Here is a 13,910-nt window from a genome sequence, read left to right on the forward strand (position 1 = left end):
CGCATTGTCAGTGGCAGGCGTTAGCGTCTTTGACGTGAAGCGATCGACTCAAGCAAATCGGGTGGAACCCATGGCAGGAACCGACCGCGAGAAGGCCCTGGACGCCGCTCTCGCACAGATTGAACGGCAATTCGGCAAGGGCGCGGTCATGCGCATGGGCGACCGGACGAACGAGCCCATCGAGGTCATCCCCACCGGATCGACCGCGCTCGACGTGGCCCTCGGCGTCGGCGGTCTCCCGCGCGGCCGCGTCGTGGAGATCTACGGCCCCGAGTCCTCCGGCAAGACGACCCTGACCCTGCACGCGGTGGCCAACGCGCAGAAGGCCGGCGGCCAGGTCGCCTTCGTGGACGCGGAGCACGCCCTCGACCCCGAGTACGCCAAGAAGCTCGGCGTCGACATCGACAACCTGATCCTCTCCCAGCCGGACAACGGCGAGCAGGCCCTGGAGATCGTGGACATGCTGGTCCGCTCCGGCGCCCTCGACCTCATCGTCATCGACTCCGTCGCCGCGCTCGTCCCGCGCGCGGAGATCGAGGGCGAGATGGGCGACAGCCACGTCGGTCTCCAGGCCCGGCTGATGAGCCAGGCCCTGCGGAAGATCACCAGCGCGCTCAACCAGTCCAAGACCACCGCGATCTTCATCAACCAGCTCCGCGAGAAGATCGGCGTGATGTTCGGCTCCCCGGAGACCACGACCGGTGGCCGGGCGCTGAAGTTCTACGCCTCCGTGCGCATCGACATCCGGCGCATCGAGACCCTGAAGGACGGCACCGAGGCGGTCGGCAACCGCACCCGCTGCAAGGTCGTCAAGAACAAGGTCGCGCCGCCCTTCAAGCAGGCCGAGTTCGACATCCTCTACGGCCACGGCATCAGCCGCGAGGGCGGCCTGATCGACATGGGCGTGGAGCACGGCTTCGTCCGCAAGGCCGGCGCCTGGTACACGTACGAGGGCGACCAGCTCGGCCAGGGAAAGGAGAACGCCCGCAACTTCCTGAAGGACAACCCCGACCTCGCCAACGAGATCGAGCGGAAGATCAAGGAGAAGCTGGGCGTCGGAGTGCGTCCCGAGGAGCCGGCCGCCGAGCCGGTCGCGGACGCCGCCGTCCCGGCCGCCGCTGCCGCCGGTGCCGCCACGGCGGTGCCCGCCCCCGCGGCCAAGGCCGCCAAGTCCAAGGCCGCGGCGGCCAAGAGCTGACCCGTGACACGACGAACCGACTGGGCCGAGTACGCCGCCCCGGACCCCGCCGCGCACCGGCGCCGACGGGGCGGACCGGACGACGAGGGCTCCGCCGGGGCGGGTGGCAGCGGATACGGCGGTGACCTCACCGGGTCGGACGACGGCACCGGCCCGGCGCACGACCCCTCGGGGCCGTACGGGGCGGACAGACCGTACGGCACCGGCACGGGGCACGGGGGACATGGGGCATACCCGGACGGAACGGGGGAAGCGGACGGGGATGCCGAGTACGGTTCCGGGGCGCGCCGGGGTGACGCCCGGCCCCGGGGCGCGGACGGCACGCGCGGTCGGCGCCGGCGCGGCCGGCCTGACCGCGGGGGACCGTCCGATCTGGACGGAGGCGCCGCTTCCTCGTCGAGGGCCGAGCGGGCGGAGCCTCCGCGGGACCCGGTGGAGCAGGCCAGGGCGATCTGCCTGCGCCTGCTCACCGGGACCCCGCGCACCCGGAAGCAGCTCGCCGACGCCCTGCGCAAGCGGGAGATCCCGGACGACGCGGCCGAGGAGGTGCTGTCCCGGTTCGAGGAGGTCGGACTGATCGACGACAGTGCCTTCGCCGACGCCTGGGTGGAGTCCCGCCACCACGGACGCGGCCTCGCGCGGCGCGCCCTCGCCCGGGAACTGCGCACCAAGGGCGTCGACTCCACCCTCATCGACGCGGCGGTCTCCCAGCTCGACTCCGAGCAGGAGGAGGCGACCGCGCGGGAGCTGGTCGGCCGGAAACTGCGCTCGACCCGGGGGCTGGACCGCGACAAGCGGCTGCGCCGGCTCGCGGGGATGCTCGCCCGCAAGGGCTACTCCGAGGGCATGGCCCTGCGGGTGGTCCGGCAGGCACTGGAGGAGGAGGGCGAGGACACGGAGTTCTTGGACGACGAGCCGTTCTGACCTCGCCGCGCCCCCGCCGGCTCCGACCGCCGCACGCTGGGGCCGACTGCGTGCGCCGGCCCCGACATGCCGGCGCCGGCCCCGACCGTGCCTGCCGAGCCCGACGTGCCCGTCAGGCGGCCACCACAGGCAGCCCCGCCGCCCGCCACGCCTGGAACCCGCCGATCAGATCGGTGGCCCGGCGCAGCCCCAGGCGGTGCAGGGACTCGGCCGCGAGGCTGGAGGCGTACCCCTCGTTGCAGATGACGACGGCCCGTACGTCATGGCCGGTGGCCTCGGGGACGCGGTGACTGCCCTGCGGGTCCAGCCGCCACTCCAGTTCGTTGCGCTCGATCACCAGGGCGCCGGGGATCAGCCCGTCCTTCTCGCGCAGGGCGGCGTACCGGATGTCCACCAGGAGGGCGTCCCCGGCCCGGGCGGCCTCGTACGCCTCGCGCGGGCCGACGCGTATGTAGCCCTGGCGGACGCGTTCCAGCAGCGCGTCGATGCCGACGGGTCCCCGTCGCTCGCTCACTGCCAGTCCTCGGGGCGCTCGACCTGCTCCAGCCGGAGGATCTGCCCGGTGCGGCTGTAGCGGCGGATCTGCGGCAGCGGCGGGTAGTAGGCGTGCACCGAGACGGCGTGCCGGTCGGGGGACTCGTTGAGCACCTCGTGCACATGGTGCCGGCCGAACGCGCGGCCCTGCCCGGCGGCCAGTGTGCGGTGCCGGTCCACACCGTCGGACAGTTCGAGGGTCCGCCAGCCGTCCGTGGGGAGCCGCGCGGCGAGGGCGTGCTCCTTGAGTTCGCCGGCCGCGGTGACGAAGGCGCCCACCGAGTCGGCGTGGTCGTGCCAGCCGGTGCCCGTGCCGGGCGGCCAGCCGATCAGCCACGCCTCGCTGCCGCCGGGACCGTCCAGCCGTACCCAGGTGCGGCCCTCCGGGTCGAGGGGGAGCGAGGCGATCAGCTCCGCGTCGGCCGCGATCCGCTGCGCGAAGGCGAGCAGTTCGGCCTGGGTGGGTGCGGAGACCGGGGCGGGGGAGGTGGAAGAAGCGGGGACAGACACGGCTACCGTCCTGAAGGAGAGTTCGCGGGAGCGCGCGGCAGCGGAAAGCGGCGCGCGTGGAGGGAAATGAGGCGAATTCAGCAGGACGTGCGACACACGCAGCCCGCGTAGCGGACGAGGTCCATATGGACCCTCCGCCACAGGCGCACATCGGTGTCGGTCACGGTCCGGAGTACACCATGACGGTGCGGACCGGTCAACTCACCGTCGCCGAGCGGACCTCCGGCTACGGTGAGTCACCCCACCGTCCCTCAGGTCGAGCGCGATCCCGACCCAGGACCCGGACCGGAACCCGGACCAGACCCCGAGCCCGCTGCCGCTCCCGCCGAGGCCGCCCCCGCGCCCGCGCCTGCCCCCGCCTTCACCTGTTCCGCCCCGCCCAGCGTCGCCTGGGCCGCCGTGTACAGGTCGGCCGGACGCACCCCGCCCAGCGCCGTGACCAGGTGACCGTCGGGCCGCACCAGCAGCACGGTGTGCGCGGCGGCGCCCGGGTAGCTCTCGGCGACCAGCAGTTCCGCGCGGCACGGCAGCGCGGTCACCGCCGCGGCCAGCCGGGGCATCACCCCGGCGGACACCCAGTGCCTGCGCTCCCACACCCCCGTGCCCGGCGCGATCAGCACCACCAGCAGCGCCCCGCGCCCGAGCCGGTCGCGCAGCCGTACGAAGGTGCCGTCCTCCGCCGTGACCCGCACGTCCTCGACCAGCGCCCCCGGAGGGGTGCCGACGGGCACCTCCCCGTCGAGGTGCGGAGGCGCGAGCGGCGAATCGGGGTACGCCCCCGGCGCACCGAGCGCGCCGCGCCCCAGGTGACTGTCCGTGAGCAACGCCTCCTGGCCACGGGCCGCGCCGGGGACGTACCCGCGCAGTCCGCCGCCCCCGCGCAGCAGCGGCAGCGCCTGGTCGGCGGCGCGCAGCTTGGCGGCGACGGCCGCGCGCCGCTCCGCCTGGAAGCTGTCGAGGAGGGCGTCGTGCGGCCCCTGGTGCCAGACCAGGGCCAGTTTCCAGGCGAGGTTGTCGGTGTCCCGCAACCCCTCCACCAGGCCCTGCGTGCCCAGCGCGCCGAGCAGGTGCGCCGCGTCTCCGGCGAGCAGGACGCGGCCGTTGCGCCAGCGCCGGGCGAGCCGGTGGTGGACGGTGTGGACGCCGGTGTCGAGCAGCTCGTACGAGGGCACCGTGCCGCCGTTCCAGCCGCCGAGGGTTTCGCGGACCCGGGTCACCAGCAGGTCGGGCGTGACCAGGTCCTTGCCCGGCGGCAGCAGCCAGTCCAGGCGCCAGACGCCGCCCGGCAGCGGCCGGGCCGTGACCTCGCCCGCCGACGGGCCCGCCGTACGCCACGGCGGGGACCGGTGCAGCAACGCTTCTTCACCCCAGGGCAGTTCCACGCGCAGCGCGGCGACGGCGTGCCGTTCCACCGCCGTACGGCCGGGGAAGCGGATGTCCTGGAGCTTGCGCACGGTCGAACGCGGGCCGTCGCAGCCGACCAGGTAACTGCCGCGCCACCAGGTGCCGTCGGGGCCGCGGGTGTGGGCGGTGACGCCGGAGGGTTCCTGTTCGACGGTGTCCAGGCGGGCGTTCACGGCGACCTTGACCAGCGGCTCGCCGGCCAGGGCGGTGCGCAGCGCGCCGGTCAGCACGTGCTGGGCGAGGTGCAGCGGGGCGGGCTCGGTGTCGTCGAGGGTGATCTCGCGCGTCACCTGCTTGCGCCGCATCGACCGCCATCCGGCCCAGCGCAGGCCGGCCCGGGCGAGCGGGGCGCCGGTGAGCCGTTCGAGCAGGGTGACGGTGTCCTCGGGCAGGACGACGGTGCGCGCGGGGCGCGGTTCGTCCTTGCCCGGGCCCTCGTCCAGGACGACACAGGGCACTTCCTGACGCGCCAGGGCCAGCGCGAGCGTGAGCCCGACGGGCCCCGCCCCCACGATGATCACCGGGTCCACGGCGCGGCGCCCCCTGCTCGGTGCGGCGTCCCGGGGGACACAGGTGAACAGGATGTTGGAGCAGGGTGCACGATCACAGAACGTATGCAACCCATTGCCGCTGCTTGCGTCAAGTGACGGAGGCAGCGGCGATCATGCCACTGCCTCCGGAAATGGTCACACGAGTTGACCGGGTGTCAGATGCCGGGTCCGGCACCCGCTCCGGCGTTCGGCTGGTTGTCGTTGGCCGGGAGCACCGCCCCGGTCGACTTCTTGCCCCGCCGCAGCCGCCGCTCCAGCCAGCTCGCGAAGCTCGTCAGCGCGAAGTTCAGCGCGATGTAGAGCACGGCGACCACGGTGAAGCTGGCGATCACGTTGGCGCCGTAGTAGCCGCTCATCGTGTTGGCCGAGGCGAGCAGCTCGGGGAAGGTGAGGACGGCGCCGCCGAGGGCGGTGTCCTTCAGGACGACGACGAGCTGGCTGACGATGGCCGGCAGCATCGCGGTGACCGCCTGCGGGAGCAGGACGAGCCGCATGAGCTGGTTCTTGCGCAGGCCGATCGCCATGGCCGCCTCGGACTGGCCCTTGGGCAGGGCCAGGATGCCCGAGCGGACGATCTCGGCGAGGACGGAGGCGTTGTAGAGCACCAGGCCGGTGACGACCGCGAACAGCGGGCGGTCGTCGGAGCTGACGTTGGTGTACTCGGCGAACAGCGCCAGCCCGAAGATCATCAGCACCAGTACGGGGATGGCGCGGAAGAACTCCACCACGATCGAGACCGGGATGCGGACCCAGGCGTGGTCGGAGAGCCGGGCGATGCCCAGGACGGCGCCGAGCGGCAGCGCGATGACCATCGCCAGCGCGGCGGCCTTGAGGGTGTTCTCCAGACCGGGCCAGATGTACGTCGACCAGGGCTCGGTGCTGGTGAAGAACATCTCCCACTGGACCCACTCCAGTTGGCCCTTGTCCTTCAGGGTGCTGATCACCCACCACACCACGGCGACCACGGCGGCCAGGAAGACGACCGTGAGGACGACGTTGCGCCGCTTGGCGCGGGGCCCCTGGGCGTCGTAGAGAACGGAGCTCATCGCTTCACCGCCACCTTCTTGCCCACCCAGCCCAGGATCAGGCCGGTCGGCAGCGTCAGAATCACGAAGCCCAACGCGATGATCGCGGAGATCAGCAGCAACTGCGCCTCGTTCTCGATCATCTCCTTCATCAGCAGCGCCGCCTCGGCGACGCCGATCGCGGCGGCCACCGTGGTGTTCTTGATGAGGGCGATCAGGACGTTGGCCAGTGGTACGACGGAGGAGCGGAACGCCTGCGGCAGCACCACCAGGCTCAGCACCTGGCCGAAGCTCAGCCCGATCGCGCGGGCGGCCTCCGCCTGGCCGACCGGCACGGTGTTGATGCCGGAGCGCAGCGCCTCGCACACGAAGGCCGAGGTGTAGAGGACCAGACCGAGGACGGCGAGCCGGAAGTTGGTCGTCTCGATCTCGTTCGAACCGAGGGTGACGCCCAGCGTGTTGTTCAGGCCGAGCGACGTGAACAGGATGATGACGGTGAGCGGGATGTTCCGCACGATGTTCACGTACGCGGTCCCGATACCGCGCATCAGCGGCACCGGGCCGACGCGCATGGCGGCCAGCAGGGTGCCCCAGATCAGGGACCCGACGGCGGAGAGCACAGCGAGCTGCACCGTCGTCCAGAAGGCCCCGAGCAGGTCGTAGTCTTCAAGAAAGTCGAACACGATCTCCCGCGCTTCCGCGTGTAGGGAGGCCCGCCCCGGTGCGCCGCCCCGCACCCGGGACGGCGCACCCTGTCAGGCGTTGCCTCAGCTCTTGATCTCGCCGATCTTCGGCGCGGGGTCGTTCTTGTAGCCGGCCGGGCCGAGGTTGGCGTCCACGGCCTTCTGCCACGAACCGTCGGAGACCATGGCCTCCAGCGCGTCGTTGATCTTGTCCTTGAGGTCGCTGCCCTTCTTCAGGCCGATGCCGTAGTTCTCGTTGGTCATCTTGAAGCCGCCGAGCTTGAACTTGCCCTTGAACTGGGACTGGGCGGCGTAACCGGCGAGGATCGAGTCATCGGTGGTCAGCGCGTCGATGGCCTTGTTCTGCACACCGGTCAGACACGCGGAGTACGTCGGGTACTGCTGGAGCTGGGCCTTGGGCGCCAGCTTCTCCTTGACGTTCTGCGCCGAGGTCGAGCCGGTCACCGAGCACAGCTTCTTGTCGTTGAGGTCCTCCGGCGACTTGATCGAGTCGTCGTCGGCGCGGATCAGCACGTCCTGGTGGGCGAGCAGGTACGGGCCGGCGAAGTCGACCTTCTCCTGGCGCTCCGGGGTGATCGAGTACGTGGCGGCGATGAAGTCGACGTCACCGCGCTGCAGCATGGTCTCGCGGTCGGCGCTCTTCGACTCCTTCCACTCGATCTGGTCCTCGGAGTAGCCGAGCTTCTTGGCGACGTACGTGGCGACGTCCACGTCGAAACCGGCGTAGCCCTGCGGGGTCTTCTGGCCCAGGCCCGGCTGGTCGAACTTGATGCCGATGGTGATCTTCTTGCCGCCGCCGGAGGAGGAGCCGCCGTCGTCGCCGTCGTCGGAGCCGCACGCGGTGGCGGTGAGGGCGAGGGTGAGGACGGCGGCCGAGGCGGCGGTGACCTTGCGGAGCTTCATGGTGGACATCCTTTGACTGTGATCGGACGATCAGACGGGCCGTCAAGGGCGGGTGACGCGGGGCCGCCGGGAGCAAGCCCTGGGGCGGGCCCGGGCCCCGGCGGCGGGCCCCGCCGGAGCCCTCGGCCGCCGGACTGGCGGGGGCGGGGCGTCAGGGGGCGGGCGTCAGTGGTGCAGGATCTTCGACAGGAAGTCCTTGGCACGGTCGCTGCGCGGATTGCTGAAGAACTGGTCCGGCACGGCCTCCTCGACGATCCGGCCGTCCGCCATGAACACCACCCGGTTGGCGGCCGAGCGGGCGAAGCCCATCTCATGGGTGACGACGATCATCGTCATGCCGTCCCGGGCCAGTTGCTGCATGACCTCCAGGACCTCGTTGATCATCTCCGGGTCGAGCGCCGAGGTGGGCTCGTCGAACAGCATGACCTTCGGGTCCATGGCCAGCGCGCGGGCGATGGCGACGCGCTGCTGCTGGCCGCCGGACAACTGCGCGGGGTACTTGTCCGCCTGCGCGGCCACGCCGACCCGGTCCAGCAGGGCCCGGGCCTTCTCCTCGGCCTTGCTCTTGTCGGCCTTGCGGACCTTGATCTGGCCCAGGGTGACGTTCTCGAGCACCGTCTTGTGCGCGAAGAGGTTGAAGGACTGGAACACCATGCCGACGTCGGCCCGCAGCCGGGCCAGCGCCTTGCCCTCCTCGGGCAGCGGCTTCCCGTCGATGGTGATCGTGCCGGAGTCGATGGTCTCCAGGCGGTTGATGGTGCGGCACAGGGTGGACTTGCCGGACCCCGAGGGTCCGATCACCACGACGACCTCACCGCGGGCGATCGTCAGATCGATGTCCTGGAGCACGTGCAACGCGCCGAAGTGCTTGTTGACGCTCTTCAAGACGACCAGGTCGCCGGTCGCGGCCACGTCTTCCTTGGCCACCGATACTTCGGTCATCGCTCTCAGGCTCCGTCCTCCTCGGTTTCGGAGGACAGTAGTTACCACCCGCGACCTGCGTCATTACATCTGAGGGGAATCTGAGCATCACGATCCGGTAGCAATCGGACACGAGTCGTAGCACTTGTGAGCAGGGCGCATATCGGCCGGATAACTTCGGGCGATCGGCAACCGGAACCCCCTTGACGCCGTCCCTGTCCATCAGCGTCACTGCACAGGGCACGCGCGCGTGGGCACGTGCTCCACCCGTTTTCTACCCGTCCCGAGCGTACGGCCGATGAACCGAAGGGGGCCCGGATGAGACTGCTGCTCGTCGAGGACGACAACCATGTGGCCGCGGCCCTGTCCGCGGTCCTGGCCCGCCACGGCTTCGACGTCACCCACGCGCGCAGCGGCGAGGAGGCCCTCCAGGCGCTCGTCCCGGAGAGCGACGGCTTCGGTGTCGTCCTGCTCGATCTGGGCCTGCCCGACCAGGACGGCTACGAGGTCTGCGGCAAGATCCGCAAGCGCACCAGCACCCCCGTCATCATGGTCACCGCCCGCGCCGACGTCCGCTCCCGCATCCACGGCCTCAACCTCGGCGCCGACGACTACGTGGTCAAGCCGTACGACACCGGGGAACTGCTCGCCCGGATCCACGCCGTCAGCCGGCGCACCGTCCACGAGGACGCGCCGGGCGCCGCCGAGAGCGAGGTGCGCCTGGGCCCGGTGCGCATCGAGCTGCCGACCCGCCAGGTGACCGTGGACGGTTCGGTCGTCCAACTGACCCGCAAGGAGTTCGATCTGCTGGCACTGCTCGCCCAGCGCCCCGGGGTGGTCTTCCGCCGGGAGCAGATCATCAGCGAGGTCTGGCGCACCAGTTGGGAGGGGACCGGACGCACCCTGGAGGTGCATGTCGCCTCCCTGCGGGCCAAGCTGCGGATGCCGGCGCTGATCGAGACCGTACGGGGCGTCGGCTACCGGCTCGTCGCCCCCGCCGCCTAGCGGGCCCGGGTGCGCACCCGTCTGCTGCCGCTGCTGATCGTCCTCATGGCGGCCGTGCTGCTCGCGCTCGGCGTCCCGCTCGCCGTCAGCGTCGCCCGCGCCGAGCAGCAACGGGTCGTCGTCGACCGCATCGACGACACGGCACGCTTCGCGGCGCTCGCCCAGTTCGTCGGCGACGCGCCCTCCGGGTCGCGCACCACGCCCAGCGAGCGCCTGGCGACCCTGCAGAGCGAGCTGATCAACTACTACGAGGTCTACGGCATCCGGGCGGCCGTCTTCTACACCGACGACATCCCCATGGCCAACGCCCCGACGACCTGGTTCCTCCCGCGGACCGGCGAGGTGCGGGACGCCTTCGACGAGGCGCTGCTCAGCCGGCGCAGCCACGACCCCGAGCAGGTGTGGCCCTGGGAGCGGGGCCGGCTCGTGGTCGCCTCGCCGGTGATCCGGGACGGGGACGTGATCGCCGCCGTCGTCACCGACTCGCCGACCGGCGCGATGCGCTCCCGGATCCTGCACGGCTGGCTGGTCATCGGCGCCGGCGAGATCGCCGCGATGCTGCTGGCCGTCGGCGCCGCCCTGCGGCTCACCGGCTGGGTGCTCAGGCCGGTACGGGTGCTGGACGCCACCACCCACGACATCGCCACCGGCCGCCTGAAGTCCCGGGTCGCCTCCTCCGGGGGACCGCCGGAACTGCGGAGGCTGGCCCGCTCGTTCAACGAGATGGCCGACCACGTGGAGGACGTGCTGGAGCAGCAGCGCGCCTTCGTCGCCGACGCCTCCCACCAACTGCGCAACCCGCTGGCCGCGCTGCTGCTCCGCATCGAGCTGCTCGCCCTGGAACTGCCCGAGGGCAACGAGGAGATCGCCTCCGTCCAGGCCGAGGGCAAGCGCCTGGCCCGCGTCCTGGACGACCTGCTGGACCTGGCGCTCGCCGAGCACACCGAGGCCGACCTCCAGATCACCGACATCGGCGCGCTGGCCGCCGAGCGGGTGGCCGCCTGGGCGCCCACCGCCGAGGCCAAGGGCGTACGCCTGGTGGGGGACTGTCCGCCGGTCACCGCGTGGGCCGACCCCGTGGCGCTGTCCAGCGCGCTGGACGCGGTCATCGACAACGCGGTGAAGTTCACGCCGGAGGGCGAGACCGTGCGGGTCGCGGTCGCGTCCAACGGCACCGCGTCCACCGTCGTCGTCACCGACCGCGGGCCCGGTCTCACCGACGAGGAACTCGCGCGCGTGGGCGACCGTTTCTGGCGCAGCGGCCGCCACCAGAACGTCAAGGGCTCCGGCCTCGGCCTGTCCATCTGCCGGGCCCTGCTCGCGGCGGGCGGCGGCACCCTCGCCTTCGACCACCACACGCCGCACGGCCTGAAGGTGACGGTGACCGTGCCGAGGCAACGGCCCTAAGGCTTGACGGACGCGTAGTAGCGCCGGGCGCCCTCGTGCAGCGGGACCGGGTCGGTGTAGATCGCGGTGCGCAGATCGACCAACTGGGCGGAGTGCACGTGCTTGCCGATGCCGTCCCGGCTCTCGATCACCGTCCGGGTCAGCCACTCGGTGAGCCGGGGATCCACGTCGTCCCGGGTCACCAGCAGGTTGGCCACCGCCATGGTCGGCACCGCGGCGGTGTTCTGGACCGTCGGGTACGCCGACTGCGGGATGCTGGTGGCGCGGTAGTACCGGGTGGCGCCGCCCTGGTCGTGCAGCGCGGCGACGAGGTCCTCCCCGATCGGCACGAACCGGAAGGACGGCGTGTCGGCGATCTGCCGCAGCCCGTCCGTCGGCAGCCCGCCCGACCAGAAGAAGGCGTCGATGTCGTGCCCGAGCCGCTTCGGCCCGGTGTCGATGCCGTACGACCGGGGCGTGATGTCCTTGCCCGGGTCGAGGCCCGCCGCGCGCAGCAGCCGGTTGGCGATCAGCCGGACCCCCGAGTCGGGCAGGCCGACGGCGACCCGCTTGCCGCGCAGATCGGCGACCGAGTGCACCTGCGAGTCGACGGGGACGACCAGTTGCACATAGTCGTCGTACAGCCGGGCGACCCCGCGCAGTTGCCCGGAGCCGGGCCGCTCCTGGTACGTGTACGTCTCCACCGCGTCGGCGGCGGCGATCGTGAAGTCGGCCTCGCCGCTCGCCACCCGCTCGACGTTCTCCTGCGAACCCGCGCTGGTGCGCAGCGTCACCTTCAGTCCCGGCATGTCCTCGCGCAGCGCGGTGCGCAGCATCTCGCCGTACCTCTGGTAGACGCCCGCGCGGGTGCCCGTGCTGAACGTCACCGTGCCGCCCGGCGGCTTCTCGCCCAGCGGCAGCAGCCACCACAGCAGCAGGCCCAGCACGACGGCGCCGGCGGCCGCGGCCGTCAGCGCCCGGTGCCCGCCGGTACGGGACAACAGCGTGGACATGGGCGCGATCCTGCCAGTCGGGAGGCCCGCCTGACCAGGGCCGGGACCCACCGCCCGGGAGCCGGTGGGCACGGATGTTCGGGCGTGGGCGGTGTTGTCAGTGGTGGTCTTTAGAGTCGTGCGTATGAGTGCTTCGCCCGCCGACCTGGTCCGTGCCTTCCACCACGCCTTCGGGCTGGACGTCCGCAGTACCCCGACGCGGGTGCCGCCGGAGCTGGCCGCCCAGCGCGCCCGGCTGCTCGCCGAGGAGGCCGCGGAGGTGGCCGAGGTGTCGGCCGACGGCCCCCTGGACAAGCTGGCGCACGAGCTGGCCGACGTGGTCTACGTCGCGTACGGCACGGCCCTGGTCCACGGCATCGACCTCGACGCGGTGATCGCCGAGGTGCACCGCTCCAACATGACCAAGCTCGGCCCCGACGGCCAGGTCGCCCGCAGAGCCGACGGGAAGGTCCTCAAGGGGGAGCACTACGAGGCACCGGACGTGGCCGGTGTCCTGCGCGGGCAGGGATGGACACCGGCGCCCGCGGAGGTCTGAGGCGGGCGCCGGGCCCGGCCTCGGACCTCCCGGGGCGTGCGGGGCCGCCGGCGTCCGGTTCAGGCGTCCGCCGACGCCCCCGCCTCGGCCGCCTGCGGCACGTTCTCCGGCGCGTCCGGGCGGCGGTCGGGGTCGCTCCGGCGCCGGGAGAGCCGGGACGCCACGGACTCGGTGTACCGCGCGGTGAGCGGACCCACGATGACCAGGATCAGCACGTACGCCGTGGCCAGCGGGCCCAGGGACGGTTCGATGCCGGCCGTGACCGCCAGCCCGGCGATCACGATGGAGAACTCGCCGCGGGCCACCAGCGCCCCGCCCGCGCGCCAGCGCCCCTTGACGGAGATCCCGGCCCGCCGCGCCGCCCAGTACCCCGTGGCGATCTTCGTCAGCGCGGTGACGACGGCCAGCGCGAGGGCGGGCAGCAGGACCGGCGGGATGCTCGCCGGGTCGGTGTGCAGCCCGAAGAAGACGAAGAACACCGCGGCGAACAGGTCCCGCAGCGGACTGAGCAGCGTGTGCGCGCCCTCCGCGACCTCCCCGGACAGCGCGATGCCCACCAGGAAGGCACCCACCGCGGCCGACACCTGGAGCTGCTGGGCCACGCCCGCGACCAGGATCGTCAGCCCCAGCACCACCAGCAGCAGCTTCTCCGGGTCGTCGCTGGAGACGAACCGCGAGATCAGCCGCCCGTACCGCACCGCCACGAACAGCACCAGACCGGCCGCGCCCAGCGCGACGGCCAGGGTGATGCTGCCGGTCATCAGCCCGGCCCCGGCCACCAGCGCCGTGACGATCGGCAGGTACACCGCCATCGCCAGGTCCTCCAGGACCAGCACGCTCAGGATCACCGGGGTCTCCCGGTTGCCGACCCGCCCCAGGTCGCCCAGCACCTTGGCGATCACACCGGAGGACGAGATCCAGGTGACGCCCGCCAGCACGACGGCGGCCACCGGACCCCAGCCCATCAGCAGCGCCGCCACCGCGCCCGGCAGCGCGTTGAACGCGCAGTCGACCACGCCCGCCGGATAGTGCGACTTCAGATTGGTGACCAGATCGCCGGCCGTGTACTCCAGGCCCAGCATCAGCAGCAGCAGGATGACGCCGATCTCGGCGCCGGTCGCGACGAACTCCTCGCTCGCGCCCAGCGGCAGCAGCCCGCCCTCCCCGAACGCCAGCCCGGCCAGCAGGTACAGCGGGATCGGGGAGAGCCCGAAGCGGCCGGCGAACCGCCCGAGCAGGCCGAGGCCGAGAATGATGGAACCGAACTCGATCAGCAGTACCGCGGAGGAGTGCACCG

At 72.0% G+C, this 13,910-nt stretch carries 15 protein-coding genes; 5 read left to right on the forward strand and 10 right to left on the reverse strand.

Annotation, left to right across the window (positions count from 1 at the left end; all coding sequences use genetic code 11):
* The first annotated feature begins 70 nt into the window (after positions 1–70).
* Positions 71–1,198 carry a recombinase RecA gene (recA, locus tag IE316_RS18280; protein WP_190205459.1) on the forward strand — a complete coding sequence of 376 codons (1,128 nt, stop codon included), beginning with the start codon at positions 71–73 and terminating at the stop codon, positions 1,196–1,198.
* A 3-nt stretch (positions 1,199–1,201) separates the two neighbouring features.
* The gene (gene recX / locus IE316_RS18285) at positions 1,202–2,122 is read left to right on the forward strand and encodes a recombination regulator RecX (RefSeq protein ID WP_190205460.1); all 921 of its coding nucleotides are present in this window, start codon (positions 1,202–1,204) and stop codon (positions 2,120–2,122) included.
* A gap of 112 nt (positions 2,123–2,234) precedes the next feature.
* Here the strand turns inward: recX and IE316_RS18290 are convergent, their stop codons facing one another.
* From IE316_RS18290 to IE316_RS18320, 8 genes are all read right to left on the reverse strand, one after another.
* Positions 2,235–2,642 carry a rhodanese-like domain-containing protein gene (locus tag IE316_RS18290; protein ID WP_373311242.1) on the reverse strand — a complete coding sequence of 136 codons (408 nt, stop codon included), beginning with the start codon at positions 2,640–2,642 and terminating at the stop codon, positions 2,235–2,237.
* Positions 2,633–3,166 carry a cupin domain-containing protein gene (locus IE316_RS18295; RefSeq protein ID WP_190205462.1) on the reverse strand — a complete coding sequence of 178 codons (534 nt, stop codon included), beginning with the start codon at positions 3,164–3,166 and terminating at the stop codon, positions 2,633–2,635. The genes IE316_RS18290 and IE316_RS18295 overlap by 10 nt, the downstream gene beginning before the upstream one ends.
* A 77-nt stretch (positions 3,167–3,243) precedes the next feature.
* The gene (locus tag IE316_RS36260) at positions 3,244–3,291 is read right to left on the reverse strand and encodes a hypothetical protein (protein WP_365319592.1); all 48 of its coding nucleotides are present in this window, start codon (positions 3,289–3,291) and stop codon (positions 3,244–3,246) included.
* Positions 3,292–3,417: 126 nt separating this feature from the next.
* Complete coding sequence (locus IE316_RS18300) at positions 3,418–5,100, reverse strand: FAD-dependent monooxygenase (protein WP_190205463.1); 1,683 nt, start codon at positions 5,098–5,100, stop codon at positions 3,418–3,420.
* Positions 5,101–5,276: 176 nt separating this feature from the next.
* Positions 5,277–6,167: an amino acid ABC transporter permease gene (locus IE316_RS18305; RefSeq protein ID WP_190205464.1), complete on the reverse strand. Its 891-nt coding sequence runs from the start codon at positions 6,165–6,167 to the stop codon at positions 5,277–5,279.
* Entirely contained in the window at positions 6,164–6,829 is a 666-nt protein-coding gene (locus IE316_RS18310) for an amino acid ABC transporter permease (protein ID WP_190205465.1), read from the reverse strand. Before IE316_RS18310 ends, IE316_RS18305 begins: the two co-directional genes overlap by 4 nt.
* Positions 6,830–6,913: 84 nt before the next feature.
* Positions 6,914–7,753 (reverse strand): glutamate ABC transporter substrate-binding protein, encoded by an 840-nt coding sequence (locus IE316_RS18315; protein ID WP_190205793.1) that lies wholly within the window; start codon positions 7,751–7,753, stop codon positions 6,914–6,916.
* 165 nt (positions 7,754–7,918) lie between these two features.
* Positions 7,919–8,695, reverse strand: coding sequence for an amino acid ABC transporter ATP-binding protein (locus IE316_RS18320; protein ID WP_190205466.1), 777 nt, complete (start codon positions 8,693–8,695; stop codon positions 7,919–7,921).
* A 297-nt stretch (positions 8,696–8,992) separates the two neighbouring features.
* On the opposite strand from IE316_RS18320, the gene IE316_RS18325 reads away from it, so the two are divergent.
* Together IE316_RS18325 and IE316_RS18330 are read left to right on the forward strand one after the other, a co-directional pair.
* Entirely contained in the window at positions 8,993–9,679 is a 687-nt protein-coding gene (locus IE316_RS18325) for a response regulator transcription factor (protein WP_190205467.1), read from the forward strand.
* A gap of 9 nt (positions 9,680–9,688) precedes the next feature.
* The gene (locus IE316_RS18330) at positions 9,689–11,086 is read left to right on the forward strand and encodes a sensor histidine kinase (RefSeq protein ID WP_190205468.1); all 1,398 of its coding nucleotides are present in this window, start codon (positions 9,689–9,691) and stop codon (positions 11,084–11,086) included.
* Here IE316_RS18330 and IE316_RS18335 read toward each other — a convergent pair.
* Positions 11,083–12,078 (reverse strand): TAXI family TRAP transporter solute-binding subunit, encoded by a 996-nt coding sequence (locus IE316_RS18335; RefSeq protein ID WP_190205469.1) that lies wholly within the window; start codon positions 12,076–12,078, stop codon positions 11,083–11,085. The genes IE316_RS18330 and IE316_RS18335 overlap by 4 nt on opposite strands.
* Positions 12,079–12,202: 124 nt before the next feature.
* On the opposite strand from IE316_RS18335, the gene IE316_RS18340 reads away from it, so the two are divergent.
* On the forward strand, positions 12,203–12,613 hold the full coding sequence (locus IE316_RS18340; protein ID WP_190205470.1) for a pyrophosphohydrolase domain-containing protein: 411 nt from the start codon (positions 12,203–12,205) through the stop codon (positions 12,611–12,613).
* A gap of 59 nt (positions 12,614–12,672) precedes the next feature.
* On the opposite strand, the gene IE316_RS18345 is transcribed toward IE316_RS18340, so the two are convergent.
* Positions 12,673–13,908: a cation:proton antiporter gene (locus tag IE316_RS18345; protein WP_190205471.1), complete on the reverse strand. Its 1,236-nt coding sequence runs from the start codon at positions 13,906–13,908 to the stop codon at positions 12,673–12,675.
* Positions 13,909–13,910: the final 2 nt, after the last annotated feature.

Source organism: Streptomyces fumanus (genome assembly GCF_014655295.1).
GTDB lineage: Bacteria > Actinomycetota > Actinomycetes > Streptomycetales > Streptomycetaceae > Streptomyces > Streptomyces fumanus.

Coding starts and splice junctions, on each gene's coding strand:
- recA (WP_190205459.1), top strand. CDS start 71: ATGGCAGGAACCGACCGCGAGAAGGCCCTGGACGCCGCTCTCGCACAG.
- IE316_RS18305 (WP_190205464.1), bottom strand. CDS start 6,167: ATGAGCTCCGTTCTCTACGACGCCCAGGGGCCCCGCGCCAAGCGGCGC.
- IE316_RS18315 (WP_190205793.1), bottom strand. CDS start 7,753: ATGAAGCTCCGCAAGGTCACCGCCGCCTCGGCCGCCGTCCTCACCCTC.
- IE316_RS18320 (WP_190205466.1), bottom strand. CDS start 8,695: ATGACCGAAGTATCGGTGGCCAAGGAAGACGTGGCCGCGACCGGCGAC.
- IE316_RS18325 (WP_190205467.1), top strand. CDS start 8,993: ATGAGACTGCTGCTCGTCGAGGACGACAACCATGTGGCCGCGGCCCTG.
- IE316_RS18335 (WP_190205469.1), bottom strand. CDS start 12,078: ATGTCCACGCTGTTGTCCCGTACCGGCGGGCACCGGGCGCTGACGGCC.
- IE316_RS18340 (WP_190205470.1), top strand. CDS start 12,203: ATGAGTGCTTCGCCCGCCGACCTGGTCCGTGCCTTCCACCACGCCTTC.